Annotated in this window: 23 protein-coding genes and 1 tRNA gene; 19 read left to right on the top strand and 5 right to left on the bottom strand. The window is 48.4% G+C overall.

Annotation, left to right across the window (positions count from 1 at the left end):
- Positions 1–249 (bottom strand): helix-turn-helix domain-containing protein, encoded by a 249-nt coding sequence (locus H9Q78_RS01865; protein ID WP_249303292.1) that lies wholly within the window; start codon positions 247–249, stop codon positions 1–3.
- Between the two features lie 248 nt (positions 250–497).
- Between H9Q78_RS01865 and H9Q78_RS01860 the strand changes: the two genes are divergently transcribed.
- The 8 genes from H9Q78_RS01860 (at position 498) to rimM (ending at position 5,851) form a co-directional block, all read left to right on the top strand.
- Positions 498–884: a BlaI/MecI/CopY family transcriptional regulator gene (locus tag H9Q78_RS01860; RefSeq protein WP_249303291.1), complete on the top strand. Its 387-nt coding sequence runs from the start codon at positions 498–500 to the stop codon at positions 882–884.
- Positions 862–2,229 carry a M56 family metallopeptidase gene (locus H9Q78_RS01855; protein ID WP_249303289.1) on the top strand — a complete coding sequence of 456 codons (1,368 nt, stop codon included), beginning with the start codon at positions 862–864 and terminating at the stop codon, positions 2,227–2,229. The genes H9Q78_RS01860 and H9Q78_RS01855 overlap by 23 nt, the downstream gene beginning before the upstream one ends.
- Positions 2,230–2,394: 165 nt before the next feature.
- Positions 2,395–2,715, top strand: coding sequence for a sporulation initiation factor Spo0A C-terminal domain-containing protein (locus tag H9Q78_RS01850; RefSeq protein ID WP_231062521.1), 321 nt, complete (start codon positions 2,395–2,397; stop codon positions 2,713–2,715).
- A 266-nt stretch (positions 2,716–2,981) separates the two neighbouring features.
- Entirely contained in the window at positions 2,982–3,323 is a 342-nt protein-coding gene (gene ylxM, locus H9Q78_RS01845) for a YlxM family DNA-binding protein (protein ID WP_249303288.1), read from the top strand.
- 42 nt (positions 3,324–3,365) lie between these two features.
- Entirely contained in the window at positions 3,366–4,703 is a 1,338-nt protein-coding gene (gene ffh, locus H9Q78_RS01840; RefSeq protein WP_249303286.1) for a signal recognition particle protein, read from the top strand.
- Between the two features lie 33 nt (positions 4,704–4,736).
- Positions 4,737–4,982 carry a 30S ribosomal protein S16 gene (gene rpsP, locus H9Q78_RS01835; RefSeq protein ID WP_147596455.1) on the top strand — a complete coding sequence of 82 codons (246 nt, stop codon included), beginning with the start codon at positions 4,737–4,739 and terminating at the stop codon, positions 4,980–4,982.
- A gap of 20 nt (positions 4,983–5,002) precedes the next feature.
- Complete coding sequence (locus H9Q78_RS01830) at positions 5,003–5,230, top strand: KH domain-containing protein (RefSeq protein WP_147596454.1); 228 nt, start codon at positions 5,003–5,005, stop codon at positions 5,228–5,230.
- Positions 5,231–5,338: 108 nt separating this feature from the next.
- Positions 5,339–5,851: a ribosome maturation factor RimM gene (gene rimM / locus H9Q78_RS01825; protein ID WP_249303285.1), complete on the top strand. Its 513-nt coding sequence runs from the start codon at positions 5,339–5,341 to the stop codon at positions 5,849–5,851.
- A gap of 225 nt (positions 5,852–6,076) precedes the next feature.
- On the opposite strand, the gene H9Q78_RS01820 is transcribed toward rimM, so the two are convergent.
- Entirely contained in the window at positions 6,077–6,214 is a 138-nt protein-coding gene (locus H9Q78_RS01820; RefSeq protein WP_249303283.1) for a hypothetical protein, read from the bottom strand.
- A gap of 332 nt (positions 6,215–6,546) precedes the next feature.
- Between H9Q78_RS01820 and trmD the strand changes: the two genes are divergently transcribed.
- The 9 genes from trmD (at position 6,547) to yaaA (ending at position 12,830) form a co-directional block, all read left to right on the top strand.
- Complete coding sequence (gene trmD / locus H9Q78_RS01815; RefSeq protein ID WP_249303282.1) at positions 6,547–7,287, top strand: tRNA (guanosine(37)-N1)-methyltransferase TrmD; 741 nt, start codon at positions 6,547–6,549, stop codon at positions 7,285–7,287.
- Positions 7,288–7,374: 87 nt separating this feature from the next.
- Positions 7,375–7,722 (top strand): 50S ribosomal protein L19, encoded by a 348-nt coding sequence (gene rplS, locus H9Q78_RS01810; RefSeq protein ID WP_147596450.1) that lies wholly within the window; start codon positions 7,375–7,377, stop codon positions 7,720–7,722.
- 127 nt (positions 7,723–7,849) lie between these two features.
- Complete coding sequence (lepB, locus tag H9Q78_RS01805; RefSeq protein WP_249303281.1) at positions 7,850–8,410, top strand: signal peptidase I; 561 nt, start codon at positions 7,850–7,852, stop codon at positions 8,408–8,410.
- A 52-nt stretch (positions 8,411–8,462) separates the two neighbouring features.
- Entirely contained in the window at positions 8,463–9,314 is an 852-nt protein-coding gene (ylqF, locus tag H9Q78_RS01800) for a ribosome biogenesis GTPase YlqF (protein ID WP_249303280.1), read from the top strand.
- Positions 9,315–9,327: 13 nt separating this feature from the next.
- Complete coding sequence (lepB, locus tag H9Q78_RS01795) at positions 9,328–9,969, top strand: signal peptidase I (protein ID WP_249303279.1); 642 nt, start codon at positions 9,328–9,330, stop codon at positions 9,967–9,969.
- Between the two features lie 29 nt (positions 9,970–9,998).
- On the top strand, positions 9,999–10,757 hold the full coding sequence (locus H9Q78_RS01790) for a ribonuclease HII (protein ID WP_249303277.1): 759 nt from the start codon (positions 9,999–10,001) through the stop codon (positions 10,755–10,757).
- A gap of 48 nt (positions 10,758–10,805) precedes the next feature.
- Positions 10,806–11,156 (top strand): YraN family protein, encoded by a 351-nt coding sequence (locus tag H9Q78_RS01785; RefSeq protein WP_249303276.1) that lies wholly within the window; start codon positions 10,806–10,808, stop codon positions 11,154–11,156.
- A 14-nt stretch (positions 11,157–11,170) separates the two neighbouring features.
- Complete coding sequence (pgeF, locus tag H9Q78_RS01780; protein ID WP_249303275.1) at positions 11,171–12,052, top strand: peptidoglycan editing factor PgeF; 882 nt, start codon at positions 11,171–11,173, stop codon at positions 12,050–12,052.
- 4 nt (positions 12,053–12,056) lie between these two features.
- A complete protein-coding gene (gene yaaA / locus H9Q78_RS01775) occupies positions 12,057–12,830 on the top strand; it encodes a peroxide stress protein YaaA (protein ID WP_249303273.1) in 774 nt (257 codons plus the stop codon).
- A 77-nt stretch (positions 12,831–12,907) separates the two neighbouring features.
- On the opposite strand, the gene H9Q78_RS01770 is transcribed toward yaaA, so the two are convergent.
- From H9Q78_RS01770 to H9Q78_RS01760, 3 genes are all read right to left on the bottom strand, one after another.
- Positions 12,908–14,590, bottom strand: coding sequence for a carbon starvation CstA family protein (locus H9Q78_RS01770; RefSeq protein ID WP_249303272.1), 1,683 nt, complete (start codon positions 14,588–14,590; stop codon positions 12,908–12,910).
- A gap of 53 nt (positions 14,591–14,643) precedes the next feature.
- Positions 14,644–15,168: a hypothetical protein gene (locus H9Q78_RS01765; protein ID WP_249303271.1), complete on the bottom strand. Its 525-nt coding sequence runs from the start codon at positions 15,166–15,168 to the stop codon at positions 14,644–14,646.
- Positions 15,169–15,419: 251 nt separating this feature from the next.
- The gene (locus H9Q78_RS01760) at positions 15,420–15,824 is read right to left on the bottom strand and encodes a DUF3783 domain-containing protein (RefSeq protein WP_249303270.1); all 405 of its coding nucleotides are present in this window, start codon (positions 15,822–15,824) and stop codon (positions 15,420–15,422) included.
- 138 nt (positions 15,825–15,962) lie between these two features.
- Between H9Q78_RS01760 and H9Q78_RS01755 the strand changes: the two genes are divergently transcribed.
- Positions 15,963–16,045: transfer RNA gene (locus H9Q78_RS01755), tRNA-Leu, on the top strand.
- 327 nt (positions 16,046–16,372) lie between these two features.
- Positions 16,373–18,928: a response regulator gene (locus tag H9Q78_RS01750; RefSeq protein WP_249303269.1), complete on the top strand. Its 2,556-nt coding sequence runs from the start codon at positions 16,373–16,375 to the stop codon at positions 18,926–18,928.
- Positions 18,929–18,931 lie beyond the last annotated feature (3 nt).

The following is an 18,931-nucleotide window of genomic DNA, read 5'->3' as shown; positions in this document are numbered from 1 at the left end:
CTATAATTCTCTGAATAACTGGAAGGGTTCTACACCCAGCGCATTTGCCAGATCAAAAAGAACCTCAAGGGTGGGGGGATAGTTAAAGGATGAGGATTCGATCTGAGACAGATATTTGACGGAGATTTCTGCTTTTGCGGCAGTTTGTTCCTGCGTAAGCTCCAGGCGGTTCCGATAATATTTCAAATTCAGGGATAGAGTACGGTAATAGCTGTAATTGCAGATTTTAGGAGACTTTGGCTGAGACAATGCGCTAAATCCTTTCTTGGCAGCAAATGGAAGCCCTTTATTTATAGTTTATTTAAGAATAAGAAAATCTTAAACACATTATTAATAACTTTTTTCTTATTATTAATAGGATTATACTGGATAATAATAGCTGTAAAATAAAAGACTTTTGTCAACTTTTCAGTTGAAATATCTTGCATTTACCAATTAAATATAGTAATATATGGTATATGAACTACTAAGAAAATAGACGATGAGATGAGGGGAACATGAACTTTAACGAATTATCGGATGCGGAACTGATTATTATGAAAATAATCTGGGACGCCGGCCGTCCTGTCCAGGCTCCGGAGGTTACAAGAGCCGCGGCAGAAAGGTATGGACGGGAATGGGCCAGGACTACGGTATCTACTTATTTGAAGATACTGGTACAGAAAGGGTATCTGGAGATGACACGGACCGGCGGGAAGACGTACATCTATACGCCGTTGATAGAGGAGGGGGTGTATCAGAAGCAGGTGATGAACAAGTTTTCTAACTTTTGGGGAAAGGGTTTTCTGAAAAACTTTGTTACATCATTGCACGATGAGGCTTTGACAGATGAAGATATTCAGGAACTAAAGGACTTTTTGAATGGCGTGGACGATTCTAAGTAGTTGGTTTTTCGGTGTGTTTCTGACTTCTCTGACAGGAACGGTTTCCTGTTTTTTCTGGAAGCTGCTGGAGTTTGTCATGGAGAAAAAGAAGCAGTTTCGTTGGATTGTGTTTTCTGGAAAGCTGGTGATAATCTTTTATCTGGTTCCGGTCATATACCTGTATATTTATTTTTCAGAAATGCTGATTGCGAATAATACATACATGTATACGATGGTTGTTACACCAGTTATACTCTATAGTATTGTTGCCGCGTTTCTGATTTGGTTTGTGGGGTTTTGCGTTGGAATACTTCGATATTTTATGCAGAAGCAGAATTTAAAATTATTCGTGAGTTGTTCTGTACCTGCGGATTTGAAGATAAACCGGATAAAAGATGAGATTGAGAAGAGGCTGGCGCTGAAACAAAGCGTAGCGGTCCGTTTCAATTCTCAGTGCAGTGTACCTGTGGTCATGGGAGTACGGAAACCGGTGATTCTTCTTCCGGAACAGGAGTACGACCAAAAGAAGCTGAGGATAATCCTGGAGCATGAGCTGATGCATGTGAAGCACCGTGATTTATTCTGGAAACACTTTTTGTACTGGATATCCAAGGTCCATTGGTTTAACTATTCGTTTAAATGTTTAACAGATGACATCAACGGCTGGAACGAAACCTACTGTGACCGTGACGCCTGTTATGGAGAAATGGCCATTTGCACGTATGAAGAGTATTTCGATACAATCCTGGAAAATGCCAGGGTGAAACCAACTGAGAAGTTATTGTTTACCATGTATTTATATGAAAACAAAAAGGGAATCAAAAGGAGGATGGTGAGAATGAGACATTATCACGCATCAAAGGAATTGAGAAAGGTGGTGGTGGCGTTACTAACGGTCTGCTTTGTCGGCGTCAGTTCAGTGACCGCATTTGCTGCGGGTGAGGGAATGCTGAAAGGATATGATGCTCTGACGGATACGACTGCGAATAAGTTAACAGAAGCAGATGTTACAAATGACGTCGAGACGATAATACCTCCGGGAACGGATATCGGTATAATCGAGATTGAGGTGCCCGCACGCACAAGAACTTACATGGATTGGACCATTCCTGGAGATACCGGTTATCGGACAGGGCCGTTTTGGGTGACGAAGGGAAAGAAAATTGCAACATCAGCGCTTATCTCTCCTGGTAATAAATTTATTAATCTGGGGATTATTGAGCCGGATGGTACAAGACGGCAAGTTTCTGGTATGAGTGCAGTAGCACATACCTTTGATGTCAATTACACTGGCGGATACTGTGTGTTTGTAGAAAACCGGGCGAGCTCTGAGATCACAGTTCAGCTCCTGTATGAGGCACAGTAATGGGTCATGAGAAAAGGCGGTTCACCGCTTTTTCTTTCAAAGGAAAAGACTAAAAACTAAAACAATACTACCTTTTGTTTTCATATGAAATAGATTTAAAGATCAAGGAAACCGGTAACCTACAAAAGAAAAAGGAATGTTTTATTTACAAGGAGGATGGACATAATGACTTTGGAAGAGGTATTGATGGAAGTCCATTATTTGAAAAGCTACAAGGGTTATCCGTGTCTCGTTTCTTGTGTCAAACGAGTAGTGGAAGACGAAACGAGACTATGTGAGATCAGGAAGAGAGTATATCTTCCCGTAGCAGAAGAACAAGGGATAAAGCTCCAGAACCTGGAGAAAAATCTGAGAACGGTTCGAGACGTTTTTCAAATGCGCGGAGGGATTAAGATGCTGGAAAAGCATTTGGGAGGGAAACATGAGTTTTTCATATATCCCCGTGAGCTGATTGAAGCTTTGGCAGATTGTATCACAAATGAATGACAGTGCCTTTTATACCTTAAAGTAAGAAGAAGCGCAGAGGAATGAAGCGGCAGGGAGATGATATCATATATAATCTCCCTGCTTGTTTTTGTCAAGATGTAATCTGGAAATTTTTATTTGGGGTATCTCCTTTGGATTGGTTTTCTTTTTTGTCAAGAAAAAACACTTGACAGAACAGGGCGGTTCCTGTATGATAGACGAGGTGACAGATTCTGGATGGATTATGTGAATCCGCGTGAATATTTGGCCGCCGGACGAGGGAGAGCATGGAAAAGATTGTAGAGCAGACGCTTTTATATGATTTTTACGGAGAGCTCCTGACAGAGCACCAGAAACGGGTCTATGAAGATGTCGTGTTCAACGATCTGTCGTTCAGCGAAGCGGCAGAGGAGCGGGGGATATCCAGACAGGGCGTCCATGATCTGATCAAACGATGCAACCGCATTTTACAAGAATATGAAGAGAAGCTGGGACTGGTGGAAAAATTCCTGATGACTCAGGAAAAGGTAAAAGAGATTCACAGTCTGGCTCAGGAATACCGAAAGACAGAGGACAGGAAGCTGATTTTTAAAATAGAAGAGATATCAGAGGAGATCAGCCATCTGTGAAGTCAGAACATAAATAGGATTGGACAGCAGCGGAGGGAACGAATGGCTTTTGAAAGCTTATCCGACAAATTGCAGAATGTATTCAAGAAGCTGCGCGGCAAGGGGCGTTTGAGCGAGGCCGATGTCAAGGCGGCTCTTAAAGAGGTTAAGATGGCTCTTTTGGAGGCCGATGTCAGCTTTAAGGTGGTAAAACAGTTCATCAAATCCGTAGAAGCCAGGGCAATCGGGCAGGATGTGCTTAACAGCTTGACCCCGGGCCAGATGGTGATCAAGATTGTAAATGAGGAAATGGTATCCCTTATGGGCTCTGAGACTACGGAGCTCAAGCTGAATGTCGGAAGCGCCATGACGGTCATTATGATGGTGGGGCTTCAGGGCGCGGGCAAGACCACGACCTCGGCGAAGATTGCCGGAAAGATGAAGGAAAAAGGCAAGAGACCGCTTTTGGTGGCGTGTGATGTTTACCGCCCGGCAGCGGTGAAGCAGCTCCAGGTGAATGGGGAAAAGCAAGGCGTACCTGTGTTTTCCATGGGTGACAGGCATAACCCCGTCAATATCGCAAGAGCTGCCATCGAGCACGCAGAGAAGAACAATAACAATATAGTAATCTTGGATACAGCCGGACGTCTTCATATAGATGAAGACATGATGGCGGAGCTCCAGGAGATAAAGGGAAGCGTCCAGGTGGACCAGACGGTCCTGGTGGTAGACGCCATGACCGGACAGGACGCGGTGAACGCGGCCAGCATGTTCCAGGATAAAGTCGGCATTGACGGCGTTATTATTACAAAGCTGGACGGTGATACCAGAGGCGGGGCCGCCCTTTCCATCCGGGCAGTGACCGGCAAGCCGATTTTATATGTGGGCATGGGAGAAAAGCTTTCGGATCTGGAGCAGTTTTATCCGGACCGGATGGCTTCCAGGATTCTCGGTATGGGAGATGTGCTGACCCTGATTGAAAAGGCAGAGGCCCAGTTTGATGAAAGTCAGGCGAAGAAGCTGGAACAGAAGATGAAGAAGGCGGAGTTTGACTTCAACGACTATCTGGAGCAGCTGGAACAGATTAAGAAGATGGGCGGCATCGGCGATATGCTGAACATGCTTCCCGGCATGGGAAGCAAGATGAAAAATGTGGACATCGACGAATCAGCCATGGACAGGACGAAATCCATCATCTATTCCATGACGCCGGCGGAACGCTCCAATCCGGACATCATAAATCCTTCCAGAAAAAAGAGGATTGCGGCCGGAGCGGGCGTGGATATCGCGGAGGTCAACCGGCTCATGAAGCAGCATGAACAGAGCAGGAAGATGATGAAGCAGATGGCCGGCATGATGGGCAAAGCAGGAAAAAAAGGCAGGTTTAAACTTCCTTTTTAATAAATGAATACTATTCCAAGGAGGTGAATTCACATGGCAGTAAAGATGAGATTAAAGAGAATGGGTCAGAAAAAGGCACCTTTTTATAGAGTGATCGTTGCAGATTCCAGATCTCCCAGAGATGGCAGATTTATTGAGGAAATCGGATACTATGACCCTACTAAGGACCCCAGCGTAATCAAAATCGACGAGGAGTTAGCAAAGAAGTGGTTATCCACAGGCGCACAGCCTACTGATACCGTTGCAAAGCTTCTGAAGATCGCCGGTATTGAGAAATAATCCGGACTGGAGGTATGGCGATGAAAGAATTAGTAGAAGTGATTGCGAAAGCTCTGGTGGATAATCCGGACTCCGTTTCCGTTACGGAAAAGGAAGACGGCAAGGAAACCGTACTTGAGCTGACCGTTGACCCGTCTGATATGGGCAAGGTGATCGGCAAGCAGGGCAGGATTGCGAAAGCGATCCGCTGTGTGGTGAAAGCGGCGGCCTCCAGAGAAGACAAAAAAGCAGTTCTGGAAATTCAGTAAAGAAGCAGACAGAAGCGGCTGCCGCAGATTATTCTGAGGCGGCCGTTGGCATTTTTAGGATTAAGGCGTCTTTTGCAGTGTCTGCTGTTCATGATTCAGGAGGGATTTATGGTATCAAGGTTTCGGGTAGGCGTGATTTCATCCACCCACGGAATCCGCGGCGAGGTGAAGGTGTTTCCTACGACGGATGACGCGTCACGTTTTCTGGCGTTAAAGCAGGTGATTCTGGAGGCAAAGCGGGAGACCAGGGAACTGGAAATAGAGCATGTTAAATTTTTTAAGCAGTTTGTGATCCTTAAATTTAAGGGAATCGACGATATCAATGATGTGGAAAAATATAAGGGCGCGGAGCTTTGGGTGACGAGGGAGAACGCGGTTCCTCTGCAGGAGGGGGAATACTTTATCGCTGATCTTATCGGCCTGCCGGTGGTGACCGACGAAGGCGGTACGCTGGGAGTCCTTAAGGATGTGCTGCAGACGGGAGCCAATGATGTCTATGAGGTAACGATGGAGAACGGAAAGGAACTGCTGCTTCCTGTGATCGATGAGTGTGTCCTCAATGTGAATCTGGAAAAAGGCGAGATTCTGGTCCATGTGATGGACGGACTTCTGGATTTATAAGCCATACCTTGCCGCACGAAGTGCGCCCGCCCGGAGGGCATAAATTAAGGGATACCCTTGGGTATGATACAAAATACTTTTCGGAATCATTTTTAGTAAGCTCTAATCAAGCCCCAGTTAGACACCGGCAGAAGTTCCGGACCGTCACGGTTTCGGTTCGCTGGCGATGCAGTGGCCGCTTTATCCCCGCTCCGGGAGTACCGCTCACATGTCGGCATGAAATCTTTATGATTTCCTGTCTCCGGTTCGCTCAGAAACGGAACCAGTATTTTTCGTTTCTGTCTCCCTCTGCATGGGGAACACCGGCCTCTGCCCTGCGGCGCTCACCTTTAGGCTGGTCCGGAATCTTTCTGCTGGTGCCATTTCTGCCGCACTGTTTCGGATGACTTCCCTTTCATGATTCCATCGTAAGGCAAGCGCCGCAAAGGCGTTAGCAGAATCTTCCCGGCCGCAGGGAGGCAAAAATCGCATATCATGCGGATTTTTGTTGGAATCTGCCATGGAAAAATATCAATTTATCCATGTCAGTTGAAAAGGACTGACTGGAGGCCGTAAAGATCCTGGTTACGGCTGCCAGCGAGCCGCCTGGATGGAATCGGATTTCCTCTTGCCTTGTAATTCAGACAGAAAAAATTTATTTGAAAGGTATTACAAGGGACGCCCTTGTGTATAGTTAGAGATGTAGGAGATATACCATGAATTATCACGTATTGACACTGTTTCCCCAGATGGTCCTTAACGGTTTGCATACCAGCATCATCGGGAGGGCTGAGGAAAAGGGACTTCTCCATATTGAGGCCATTGATATCCGAGATTATGCGGAAAATAAGCATATGCGGGTGGATGATTACCCCTATGGAGGCGGAGCCGGCATGGTGATGCAGCCGGGCCCGGTGTATGGGGCCTATCAGGCTCTTTCGGACAGGTTGGGAAAGCGGCCGAGGGTAATCTATCTTACGCCCCAGGGACGGGTATTCAGCCAGTCCCTGGCGGAGGAATATTCGAAGGAAGAGGATCTGGTGTTTTTATGCGGCCATTATGAAGGCATAGACGAACGGGTGCTGGAGCTTATTGTCACTGATTACGTTTCCATTGGAGATTACGTACTGACGGGAGGCGAGCTGCCTGCCATGGTCATGATTGACTGCATTTCCAGGCTGGTGCCCGGAGTCCTGAGCAACGATGTATCGGCGGAATTTGAGACGTTCCACGATAGCCTTTTGGAATATCCTCAGTATACCAGGCCGGAAACGTTCATGGAAAAGAGCGTGCCGGAAGTGTTGCTTTCCGGCCATCACGGAAACATAGACAAATGGCGCAGAGAGCAGTCCGTGATCCGCACGGCGAAATTCCGACCGGATCTGCTGCCTTTCGCGGATTTGAGTGAAAAAGAAAAAGAGCTGCTGAAAACGCTTGATTTTCAGGCTAAAATATGATAAAATGCAACAGTTGTGAAAGATAAGAGATGGTCCTCTGTTACCGACGCGTATTAAGAACATCCAACAATCATAAGGAGGTCGCAAATGAACGACATTATCAGATCCATTGAGGCAGGCCAGATGAAAGAGTCTGTAGATGCTTTTCGCGTAGGCGATACCGTAAAGGTATACAATAAGATCAAAGAGGGCGCCCGCGAGAGAATCCAGGTTTTTGAGGGAACCGTGATCAAGAGGCAGAACGGCGGTTCAAAAGAAACCTTTACCGTGAGAAAAAATTCCAATGGTATCGGCGTAGAAAAAACATGGCCGGTACATTCTCCCTTCGTAGAGAAGATTGAAGTTATCAGAAGAGGTAAAGTAAGAAGGGCTAAGCTGTTCTACTTAAGAGACAGAGTAGGTAAGGCGGCCAAGGTTAAAGAGCTGGTTCGCTGATCGGAAATAATATCATCATGGGACTTTGAGGGGACAAATACTTTCGTATCTTGTCCCTTTTCCTGCTTTTTCGGAAAAATTATTTCTCATGGGAGTTTTGCAGAAAAACGCACGGAGGGATTTTGCATTGCGTTCGTACTATCAGGATAATGGGGCGGGGCAGGGCAGGCTGAAAACGCTTTTGAGCTGGGGCGTGGACATCGTGGCAGTGATCACACTGGCTTTATTTGCCGTGATGATGTTCGGAACGAAGATCACCATGTCCGGACGCTCTATGGAGCCGACCCTGCAGACCGGAGATGTTGTTTTACTGGATAAATTGTGGTATAATTTCTCAAAGCCGAAGCGGATGGACGTGGTGGCTTTTCAGAACATGGGGGATGACACGAAGACCTATATCAAGCGGATCGTAGGGCTTCCGGGAGAGACCATACAGATCCAGGGCGGAAAGCTGTATGTCAATGGAAAAGAGGCAGAGCTGGGAGAAAAGGCGGGAGCCATCGCGCTGCCGGGACTGGCTGAGACAGCCGTAGAGCTTAAGAAGGACGAGTATTTTGTCCTGGGAGACAATCCGGAAACCAGTGAGGACAGCCGCTTTGCAAACGTAGGGAACGTCCATATCAGTCAGATCAAAGGGAAGCTCTGGCTCAGGATGTCTCCGTTCAGCCGGTTCGGATTCATAAAATGAAGATTTTAAAAGAAGGCCGCCGGAAATAAACAGATAGGACAGAGGAAATAATATGCAGGTTCAGTGGTATCCAGGACATATGACAAAGGCCAGGCGCGCCATGCAGGAAGATATAAAGCTCGTGGACCTGGTGATAGAGCTTTTGGATGCGAGGGCCCCCTTATCCAGCCGGAATCCGGATATCGATGAGCTGGGGCGCCAGAAAGCCCGTCTGATCATCCTGAATAAGGCGGATCTGGCGGATGCCCGCGCCAATAAGGCGTGGGAGATATATTTTGAGGATAAAGGATGCACTGTGGTTCAGGTGGATGCCAGGAGACGGGCGGATATGAAGCCCATTCAGGCAGCCATTCTTTCTGCATGCAGGGAAAAAATAGAGAGAGACCGGCGCAGAGGTATTAAGAATCGTCCAGTCAGGGCCATGGTGGTGGGAATCCCCAATGTGGGCAAGTCCACGTTCATCAATTCGTATGCCGGACGGGCCTGTGCCAAGACCGGTAATAGACCGGGCGTCACAAGAGGAAACCAGTGGATTCGCCTCAGCAAGGATGTGGAGCTCCTGGATACGCCTGGTATCCTGTGGCCGAAGTTTGAAGACCAGGAGGTTGGAATCAGGCTGGCGATGCTGGGATCCATCAAAGATGATATCCTGAATACTGATGAGCTTTCCATGAGGCTTCTGGATTGTTTGAGCGCGCGGTATCCGGAGGCGCTTAAGGAACGTTATCAGCTTCCGGAGGAAGCATACGGGAAAGGGCCGGCGGAGATCCTGGCAGAAGTGGCAAGGCTGCGGAACTGTCTTCTTAAAGGCAGCGAGCTGGACTATGGGAAAGCGGCCAGGATGGTAATCGAAGATTTCAGATGCGGAAGACTGGGCAGGATTACCCTCGAGCTTCCAGATTAGGCAGGTATCCATTATGGAAGAGAACAGACAGGACTGGGAAGACGAAAAGCTTGAAGAGACACTGAAAGCCCTTGACCAGGAAAAAGAAAGAGAAGAAAAGCGGAAGGCAAAGAAGGAAGAAAAGAATGTGCTGCGGGATATCATAAATCTCCTGATCTACGCGGCGATTGTTTTCGGCATCACTTTTTTGATCATTACTTTTGTCGGGCAGCGGACGAGGGTATCAGGTAATTCCATGTATAATACGTTGAGTGACGGCGATAATCTGATCCTTGAGAAGCTCAGCTACCGGTTTCATGAGCCGGAGAGGTTTGATATTGTGGTTTTCCGCTTCACTCATAAAAAGGACACCTTTTATATCAAACGTGTGATCGGCCTGCCTGGTGAGACGGTGCAGATCATCGGCAGCGATATTTATATCAATGGTGAGATACTGGAAGAGGATTATGGCCTGGAGCCCATCCAGGACGCAAAAAGAGCGGCACAGCCTATCACCCTCGGTGAAGACGAATATTTTGTCATGGGGGACAACCGGAATGACAGCTCCGACAGCAGGGACCCTGCGGTGGCCAATGTGAAGCGGAGCCAGATCGTGGGCAAGGCGTGGCTGCGTATCTGGCCTCTTAATAAGATTGGATTTATCAGCCATCGATAGCATGATTTGATATACAGTAGGAGAGTTATATGACCATACAGGAGATAAAAATACAGCTTGAACAGGCAGGCAATGCGGATTTACCCGCATTGCTTGCGTTTTATAAAAAGGATGAGAGAGCCGGCGTCAGGAAGCTGGCGGAGTCTGTGGAAAAAAAGCAGATGCTCTTGCGGGCAGAATACGACCGGCTGGATTCCATGCTGTCTTATGAACGGAAGTACCGGAGGTTTGGAGTCATCTGCGGAATCGACGAGGCCGGACGGGGACCTCTGGCGGGGCCGGTGGCGGCTGCGGCGGTGATCCTTCCGGAGGACTGCAAGATCCTTTACGTCAACGATTCGAAGAAGCTTTCCGAAAAGAAAAGAGAGATGCTGTATGATGAGATCATGGACCAGGCCATAAGCGTAGGGGTTGGAATCATAGGACCGGGAAGGATTGATGAGATCAACATTCTTCAGGCGACTTATGAAGCGATGCGGAATGCGGTCGCGGAGCTCTCGCCCTGTCCGGATGTGAGTCTCAACGATGCGGTCACGATTCCCGGCCTTCCCGGGTCTGTGCGGCAGGTGCCGATCATCAAAGGAGACGCGAAGAGCCTGTCCATAGCAGCCGCCAGTATTATCGCGAAGGTGAGCAGGGACAGGATGATGCGGGAATATGACAAGCTTTATCCGGAATATGGTTTTGCCGGCCACAAGGGTTATGGTTCGGCGGAGCACATCGCCGCCGTTCGGAAATATGGGATGACGCCCATACACAGGAGAAGCTTTTTAAAGAATCTGCTGTGATCGGGGCCGGTTGCGCCGGAGACAAGGATACCGAAAAGGAGTGGGTGTTTGAACCGTCGGCAAATAGGAGCCAGGTATGAGGAGCTGGCGGCCAGGATATTGTGCAGTTCCGGTTATCGGATATTGGAGAGGAATTTCCGGTGCCAGCTGGGAGAAATCGACATCATAGCCAGGCACAGGGGCTATCTGGTGTTCATTGAGGTCAAGTACAGAAAAAACGCGGGGACGGGATATCCGGAGGAGGCCGTAGACGTAAGGAAACAGACGGTCATAAGAAAAACGGCGGAATTTTACATGAAGACCCATGGGTATGGACTGTCGGTCCCCTGCCGGTTTGATGTGGTATCCATGGAAGGGGAACGGATCCGAATCATTGAAGACGCCTTTTGGACATATTAGGAAAGGAGTGCGGGATGATGTGCGGAACATCTTCTGAGCAGACGATATTGTGGAACAGGAAGGCCGGAGAGAAGGAACAGGAAATTCAGTGCCGTATACGGAAAGGAATTCCGTTTTTAAGCTTTCCTTTGCTGGAAGAATCAGGGCTTGTGAAACATGGCTTTTCCACCCGTTTGGGAGGAGTCAGCGAGGGGGTGTGTGCATCCATGAACCTGGGGTTTCATCGGGGAGAGGCCAGGCAGAAGGTAATGGAGAATTACCGGCGCATGGCGGAAGCTCTGGAAATGCCCATGGAGCGGATGGTCTTGTCTCAGCAGACTCATACGACGAATGTCAGAGTAGTTACAGAGGCCGACGCGGGAAACGGCATTATCCGTCCGCTTCCCTATTCAGATGTGGACGGATTGATAACGAATGTGCGCGGACTTCCTCTGGTCACTTTTTATGCGGACTGTGTGCCCTTATACTTTGTCGATCCGGTCAACAGGGCTATCGGCCTTTCTCATTCCGGCTGGAGGGGGACAAAAGACCGGATGGGCCGCCATACTCTGGAGAGGATGCGGGAAGCTTTCGGCAGCCGGCCGGAGGAGGTACTGGCCTGTGTAGGGCCCAGTATCTGCCGCAGCTGTTACGAGGTGAGCCTGGATGTGGCGGAGGAATTCCGGAGGGCTTTCGGAGAACTGGCGGATGAGCGGCTGCTGGATGAAAAACCGGACGGCAAATTCCAGCTGGATCTGTGGGAGGCGAACCGTCTGATCCTGCTGGATTCCGGTATCCTGCCGGAGCATCTTGCCGTAACAGATATATGTACCTGCTGTAATCCGGAGTTTTTATTTTCTCACAGGGCGTCCGGGGGCAGACGGGGAAACCTGGCGGCGTTTCTTTGCCTGGAATGACAATATGAAGATCATTATTTCTCCTGCTAAAAAAATGAAAGAAGACATGGACAGCCTGGAGGTTTGCAGCTGTCCGGTATTTCTGGAAGAGGCGGATATACTCCTCCGATATATGAGGTCGCTGTCTTTTGAGGAGGCAAAAAAGCTCTGGCGCTGTAATGACAAAATCGCTGAACTCAATTACGGGCGGTTAAAGACCATGGACTTAAAGCGCCGCCTGACGCCGGCTCTTCTTGCGTATGAGGGAATCCAGTATCAGTATATGGCGCCTGTTGTTTTTGAAGCGGAGGGCTGGAAATATATCCAGGAGCGTCTCCGGATCCTTTCCGGATTTTATGGCGTTCTGAAGCCTTTGGACGGCGTGGTGCCTTATCGTCTGGAAATGCAGGCAAGAGCAGAAGTTTCGGGGAAAAAGAACCTCTATGAGTTTTGGGGCAGAAAGCTTTTTGAAGAGGTTTCCAAGGAGGACGATTTGATTTTAAATCTGGCCTCGCAGGAATACAGCCGCTGTATTACGCAATATCTGACGAAAGGAAGCCGGACTTCCGGCCGGTCTGGAAAGCTTCACGTTCTCACCTGCCGGTTCGGGGAAAGACGCGGAAACCAGGTAATGGAAACAGGAACACAGGTGAAAATGGCCAGAGGGGAAATGGTCCGCTTTCTTGCGGAAAATCAGGTGGATAGACCGGAGGAGATGATGAGATTTGATGGTCTGGGCTATCATTTCTGCAGGGAAATGTCGGAGGAAGACTATTATGTGTTCTTGAAAACGAAATAAACATGGAAATTATATTCAATAACTAAAAAGTGCCTCCGGGAATGATTCCGTGGAGACACTTTTTTCTATACTGTGATTTATGCCTGCTGTTTTGTCTTTCCAAACAGGACTTTGAAGCCGTCGATCACCATTATGATGGCCAGTACGACGATCGGTACTACCAGAATGTCCTGAAGCCCTTCTACCAGGAACGTCCCGGTTCCGTCAATCAGCTTCTTTATGTTGTTTATGAAGGTGATGACCAAAGAGGACAGGGTTGCGGCAAGCATGAAGAACATCGGGAAATAAAACATCTTGTGGTTTCTGCCGATTTTTTTAAGCCAGCATGCCACGGCCAGAAACGCAGGCACAGCCACCAGCTGATTGCAGGCGCCGAACAATGCCCAGATTTTGCTGTATCCGGCGATGGTCAGAAGCCCGGCGGCGGCAATTGTGATAATGGTCGCCACATACATGTTCCCGAGTATATTCTTGCTTCCGTCCTTTTTAGTGGCAAAGAGCTCCTGGAAGAGGAAGCGGCCGAGTCTGGTAGCCGTATCCAGGGAAGTCAGGGCAAAGGCGGAGATGGCCAGCAGGATGATGGTATGTACGGTGCTCACCGCCTTGTCTCCCATTCCCATATTCGCGAAGAAGGTACTGATGGCAGTTGCAAATACTTTCGGCGGGGTGCCGATGCTCGTATACGCGCCGTCCGCGGTCAGATAGCCGACAGCTACCAGTGCGATCACGGCCAGGACACATTCGATCAGCATGGAACCATAACCGATGAGCTTGGCATCCTTTTCGCTGTTGAGCTGCTTGGAGGTGGTGCCGGAGCTGATGAGACTGTGGAAGCCGGATACGGCTCCGCAGGCCACTGTGATGAATAAGAAGGGGAACAGAGTCTGCCCGTTGATATTCCATCCGGTGAACGCGCTCAGCTGTACATTGGGGTTGGTGCCAAAGATGCCGATGATAGCGGCAATGATCATGAAGTACAGTAAAAAGCTGTTCAGATAATCCCTGGGCTGCAGGAGAATCCACACGGGAGCCACAGATGCGACAAAAATATAGGCAAATACGATAAACAGCCATACATTTTTGGACACATGGAGCGGAAAATTAAGGCCGGCCACGATGCAGACGGCCAGAAGCACCACACCGATGACAGTGGAAATCAACAGATTCAGATTTTTCCGGTTCATGAATCCGAACATGACGGCCAGCGGTATAAACAGCATGGAGGCTGTGGCCACAGAGCCGTTGGCATTGGCGGCAGATACGGCGGCGGCATCCGCAGGATCAGCGGCTACACCGGCGAAGGTACCTGCTACAATATCCGCAAAGGCGGCCACGACCAGGATCAGGACCAGCCACGCAAATACGGTGAAACAGACTTTTGCTTTGGTGCTGATGTTTTCTTCAATAACTTCGCCAAGAGATTTTCCCTTATGACGGATGGAAGCGAACAGAGACGAGAAATCCTGTACCGCTCCAAAAAAGATACCGCCGATGACAATCCATAACAGTACGGGAACCCAGCCGAAAATTGCAGCCTGGATAGGGCCGTTTATGGGACCCGCCCCGGCGATGGAAGAGAAGTGATGTCCCAAAAGGATCGGAGCCTTGGCCGGCACAAAATCGACACCGTCTTCTTCTGTATGGGCGGGGGTCTTTCTGGACGGCTCCACGCCCCATTGCTTTGCCAGCCATGAACCATAGGTTACATAGGCAATCAGAAAGACTGCGATGGCAACACCTAAAATTGCTATACCACTCATTATTTTTTCCTCCCTTGTTTTATGTTATGAATGGATTTTATTCTACAAAAAGATCATTTGAAGATCTTTTTATATTCTTTGACCAAATCCCTTGCAGCAGGGTTTCCATACACTTTTTTTGCGGACAGATCGAATCCGACGGTACGAAGCTGGCAGAAGCCGCGGATGGCAAGCCGGTAATTTTTGTGGAATTTTAAATGCCGGAGCGCTTTTTTTGCTTCTTCGGAAAAGCCACATTCTTCGATGAAGATCACCGTTACGTATGTATACATATGATCCTTGGGCGGACAGGCATTTCCCTCCCGCACCAGATCCGGTTCAATATGGGAGACCAGCTGTTCCCGGAATGCGGATATCAGTTCCGGTGAGATGTGCTCCCGGCGGATAAAAAATACATGCTCTTTACATTCGGAGCGCCATAGCTCCGCGCGCCTGACCAGAACATAGCGGGAATTACTCATGGAAAAGGCGGCGTACAGATCATAGGACATATTGCCGATGGTATGGTCTTCCGCTAAGTTATAATTAGCTTCATAGTAAGAACGGAGCCGACGGGTGAACTCATCATCTTTCATCATAACGAAACAGAGCCCTTTCTATAAAAAATGCTTAAGTATGTTGCAAATATAAAGAAATTATAAAAATTCCATAAAATCATACCATCTTTGGGCTGGAAATACAAGAAAAAGAGGAGAAAATTGTGTTGTGAACATATAAGAATATGATATTGCAGATATAATCAGAAGCTATAGCAGATGAATTTCATTAAAACAGGGAAAATAAAAATGACCGGCTGCTTAACGGCAGCCGGCAAATGTACAGCGATATTTCAGTTTCCATCAGATTGCTCGGAACGGGCCTGCATAGCCGCGTGTTCCTTTTGCAGTTCTTCGTGGAGTTCGAGAGAATTCCAGTACTTGTTGTGTTCGGTGACTACAGCCTTTAGAAGGATAGGGGGTATTTCGTACCGGCGAAGAAGCTGTAAAAGCTCATCGATCCTGTTTCCGGTGAAGCCGCGCATGACCAGCATTTGTTCCGGAAAGCCGCTGCCTTTATAGACTTCTCCTGTGGGAGGGATGGCTTTGATCCCGGCCAGCCAGCCAATGGGCTCCAGATATTGGTCCGGCTCCACAAGTTTGATGCGGACACGCATCTGTAAGAGGACAGATTTGAGCTTTTGTCCGGTATCGGTGCCGGAAAAATTATATAAGAGTACTGTTTCTGTGGGATTCATAGGGGTTCCTTTCTGCTTGTCCAGATTCTATCATCCATTTTAACAATGAAAATCCCAGCCGTCAACGGGGGACTGCGGAAAAAATACTTGCATAATAAATGGGGATATGCTACAATAAATCTCGGCTTGAGAAGTCACGCGGATGTGGCGGAATGGCAGACGCATCAGACTCAAAATCTGACGGGGGCGACCTCGTGTGGGTTCAAGTCCCACCATCCGCATTTTAAAGAAAAAGAACAGCTTTCCCATTGGGGAGAGCTGTTTTTTTAACCTTCACATGGGTTTGAGGTTTTTTTTACTGATAAAGGCATAGCCAGAAAATTTGTATGAGCCGGCTCATCCGGCCGTTATCGTTTTCGGTCCTCCTGCTTTGTCAATTTGCTTTCTGCATATATCCGGGACAATATCGGTTGCGAAGCCAACGGAGATTGTGGTATAGTAGTACCAGATATAGGATAAAAGATTTACACAATGGCCGCACGCAGGCAATTTATAGCCGGTGGGGCCATCTTATACGATAAATTTTAATATTAAGGAGAACTTTCCCCATGAAAAAAAGCACGCTGCGTTTTTTATGGATCAGTCTGATCAGCGCCCTTACTCTCTGTATCGGTGTATTTGTATGGATCACCACATATATGGTGCGCCAGAGCAGTGAGGCACTCCATAAGGTAGGGACAATATATATGTCTCAGATGAGCACGCAGCTCAAGCTGCATTTTAATCTGCTGATCGATCTGCATCTGTCTGAGGCAGAAGGGATTATCGAACAGGTTTCTTCCGGGCTCTCAGACAGCGCTGGCGGAACACGGATAAGGTTAGATGCAGGCGGTGAAAATAATAGCTTTACATATTTGAGTCTTTATGCTGAGGATGGGAAAAATGATGTGCTCCGGGGAGAAACGGTTGAGATCATTGATGAAGCGGACTTTATCGATTCTCTGAACCACGGAGAAAAAAAGGTGGCGGCTGGAGTTACAGAATCCGGAGAGATGCTGCTTTTGCTGGGAGTGCCGGCCTCTTATTCCATGGAAGGTGGTACATCGTCTTTGGCCTTGGTAGCCGGACTTCCTATGAAATACGTTGGGGAGAGTCTTTCCCTGGATATCGGAGAGACACTGGTCTATTCCCATTTTATCCGGAAAGACGGCCGCTTTATCCTGCGGAATGCAGATGCCGGAGAGGATTCTTATTTTGAACGGATATTATCCCAGAAGGGAATTGATGGAAAAACGCCGCAGGAAATGGTGCAGGAAATGAAAGAGGCGATTGCGGGAGAAGAGGATTATTCGGTTGTAGTGGAAATCGATGGGGAACGCCGGAATACCTATTTTACTCCACTGCCTCATTCTGACTGGTATCTGGTATCGGTGATGCCATACGGGACTTTGGAGGAACCCATACTTACTCTCGGAAGACAGCGGATAGTCACCACTCTCGCAGGGAGCGGTCTGATCATGATCACTTTGCTGATCATCTTTTTCCTTTACTTCCGGATGTCACAGCGGCAGCTGACGGCGCTGAAGGAGGCCAGAAAGAAGGCGGACAGCGCAAATCACGCCAAGAGTGAGTTCCTGTCAAACATGAGTCATGATATCCGCACTCCGATGAATGCGATCGTAGGAATGACAGCCATAGCTTCGGCAAATCTGGAGAAAACGGAACAGGTAAAGGACTGTCTGCAGAAGATTACCTTTTCCAGTAAGCATCTGCTGGGGCTTATCAACGATGTGCTGGATATGTCGAAAATCGAGAGCGGGAAGCTGACACTGAATCTGGAGCAGATATCCCTTCGGGAGACTGTGGACAGTATTGTCAATATCGTTCAGCCACAGATTAAGATGAAAAATCAGCAGTTTGATGTGTTTCTTCAGGATGTTCATACAGAGGAAGTGCTCTGCGACGGGGTGCGGCTGAATCAGGTCCTTTTAAACCTGCTGTCCAATTCGGTCAAGTTCACGCCGGAGGGCGGGACCGTTCATCTGACCATGCGGGAGGAGCCGTCTCCGAAGAAGGACACTTTTATCCGGATCCATTTCTATGTGAAAGATACGGGAATCGGAATGTCGAAAGAATTCAAGGAGCGGCTGTTTGAGGCTTTTGAACGGGAAAGCAGCAGCCAGGTGAACAGAACAGAGGGAACCGGTCTTGGAATGGCGATCACTAAATATATTGTCGATGCCATGGAAGGAACCATTGAGGTAGACAGTGAGCCGGGTGCCGGGAGTGAATTCCATGTTACGATCGATGTGGAGAAGGCTCAGATGCTGGAAGAAGATATGGTCCTCCCCGAATGGAATATCCTTGTGGTGGACGATGATGAGCAGCTCTGCCGGAGTGCGGCTTCTGCCCTGAAAGAGCTTGGCGCTGTTTCAGAATGGGCATCTGGCGGGGAGAGCGCGCTTCGGATGGTCCAGGCACGCCAGGAAACCGGGGATGAATACCAGATCATCCTTTTGGATTGGAAAATGCCGGGACTGGACGGCCTGCAGACCGCAAGACAGCTCCGCCGGAAGATTGGAGGCGAGATTCCGATTCTGCTCATTTCCGCTTATGAATGGGGGGATATTGAAGAAGAAGCGGATGCTGCGGGCATAAGTGGTTTTATTGCAAAGCCGTTGTTTAAATCGACTCTGTTTCATACGCTGAGCCATTACATGGGAGTTTCGTCAGATGCTATGAAGGCGGAAGAACTATATAAGCCTGAACTTGGCGGAAGGCGTATTTTGCTGGCAGAAGACAATGACCTCAACTGGGAGATTGCCGATATGCTTCTTTCTGAATATGGATTGGAAATTGAACGGGCGGAAAATGGACAGATATGCGTACAAAAGTACGATCAGTCAGAGCCTGGTTTTTATGATGCGGTCTTAATGGATATCCGTATGCCGGTAATGGACGGCTATGCGGCGGCAAAAGCGATTCGGGCTTCAGGCCGGGTGGATTCCGATATCCCGATCATCGCAATGACCGCTGATGCTTTTTCAGAAGACATTCAAAAGAGTGCCGCCTGTGGAATGAACGGCCATGTGATCAAGCCGATCGATACCGCGCTGGTGATTCAGCTTCTTCAGAAGTATATCCGTCCGGGAAAAGGCTCCTGACGT

Source organism: Qiania dongpingensis (assembly GCF_014337195.1).
Lineage (GTDB): Bacteria > Bacillota > Clostridia > Lachnospirales > Lachnospiraceae > Lientehia > Lientehia dongpingensis.
The sequence above is the reverse complement of the archived record's forward strand: the minus strand, read 5'-3'. Positions and strand labels throughout refer to the sequence as shown.

Coding starts and splice junctions, on each gene's coding strand:
- H9Q78_RS01790 (WP_249303277.1), top strand. CDS start 9,999: ATGACCATACAGGAGATAAAAATACAGCTTGAACAGGCAGGCAATGCG.
- H9Q78_RS01765 (WP_249303271.1), bottom strand. CDS start 15,168: ATGATGAAAGATGATGAGTTCACCCGTCGGCTCCGTTCTTACTATGAA.
- H9Q78_RS01750 (WP_249303269.1), top strand. CDS start 16,373: ATGAAAAAAAGCACGCTGCGTTTTTTATGGATCAGTCTGATCAGCGCC.
- lepB (WP_249303279.1), top strand. CDS start 9,328: ATGGAAGAGAACAGACAGGACTGGGAAGACGAAAAGCTTGAAGAGACA.
- H9Q78_RS01770 (WP_249303272.1), bottom strand. CDS start 14,590: ATGAGTGGTATAGCAATTTTAGGTGTTGCCATCGCAGTCTTTCTGATT.
- H9Q78_RS01830 (WP_147596454.1), top strand. CDS start 5,003: ATGAAAGAATTAGTAGAAGTGATTGCGAAAGCTCTGGTGGATAATCCG.
- H9Q78_RS01820 (WP_249303283.1), bottom strand. CDS start 6,214: ATGGCACCAGCAGAAAGATTCCGGACCAGCCTAAAGGTGAGCGCCGCA.
- rplS (WP_147596450.1), top strand. CDS start 7,375: ATGAACGACATTATCAGATCCATTGAGGCAGGCCAGATGAAAGAGTCT.
- pgeF (WP_249303275.1), top strand. CDS start 11,171: ATGATGTGCGGAACATCTTCTGAGCAGACGATATTGTGGAACAGGAAG.
- H9Q78_RS01760 (WP_249303270.1), bottom strand. CDS start 15,824: ATGAATCCCACAGAAACAGTACTCTTATATAATTTTTCCGGCACCGAT.
- rimM (WP_249303285.1), top strand. CDS start 5,339: ATGGTATCAAGGTTTCGGGTAGGCGTGATTTCATCCACCCACGGAATC.
- ylqF (WP_249303280.1), top strand. CDS start 8,463: ATGCAGGTTCAGTGGTATCCAGGACATATGACAAAGGCCAGGCGCGCC.
- H9Q78_RS01860 (WP_249303291.1), top strand. CDS start 498: ATGAACTTTAACGAATTATCGGATGCGGAACTGATTATTATGAAAATA.
- yaaA (WP_249303273.1), top strand. CDS start 12,057: ATGAAGATCATTATTTCTCCTGCTAAAAAAATGAAAGAAGACATGGAC.
- rpsP (WP_147596455.1), top strand. CDS start 4,737: ATGGCAGTAAAGATGAGATTAAAGAGAATGGGTCAGAAAAAGGCACCT.
- ylxM (WP_249303288.1), top strand. CDS start 2,982: ATGGAAAAGATTGTAGAGCAGACGCTTTTATATGATTTTTACGGAGAG.
- H9Q78_RS01855 (WP_249303289.1), top strand. CDS start 862: ATGGCGTGGACGATTCTAAGTAGTTGGTTTTTCGGTGTGTTTCTGACT.
- trmD (WP_249303282.1), top strand. CDS start 6,547: ATGAATTATCACGTATTGACACTGTTTCCCCAGATGGTCCTTAACGGT.
- H9Q78_RS01850 (WP_231062521.1), top strand. CDS start 2,395: ATGACTTTGGAAGAGGTATTGATGGAAGTCCATTATTTGAAAAGCTAC.
- ffh (WP_249303286.1), top strand. CDS start 3,366: ATGGCTTTTGAAAGCTTATCCGACAAATTGCAGAATGTATTCAAGAAG.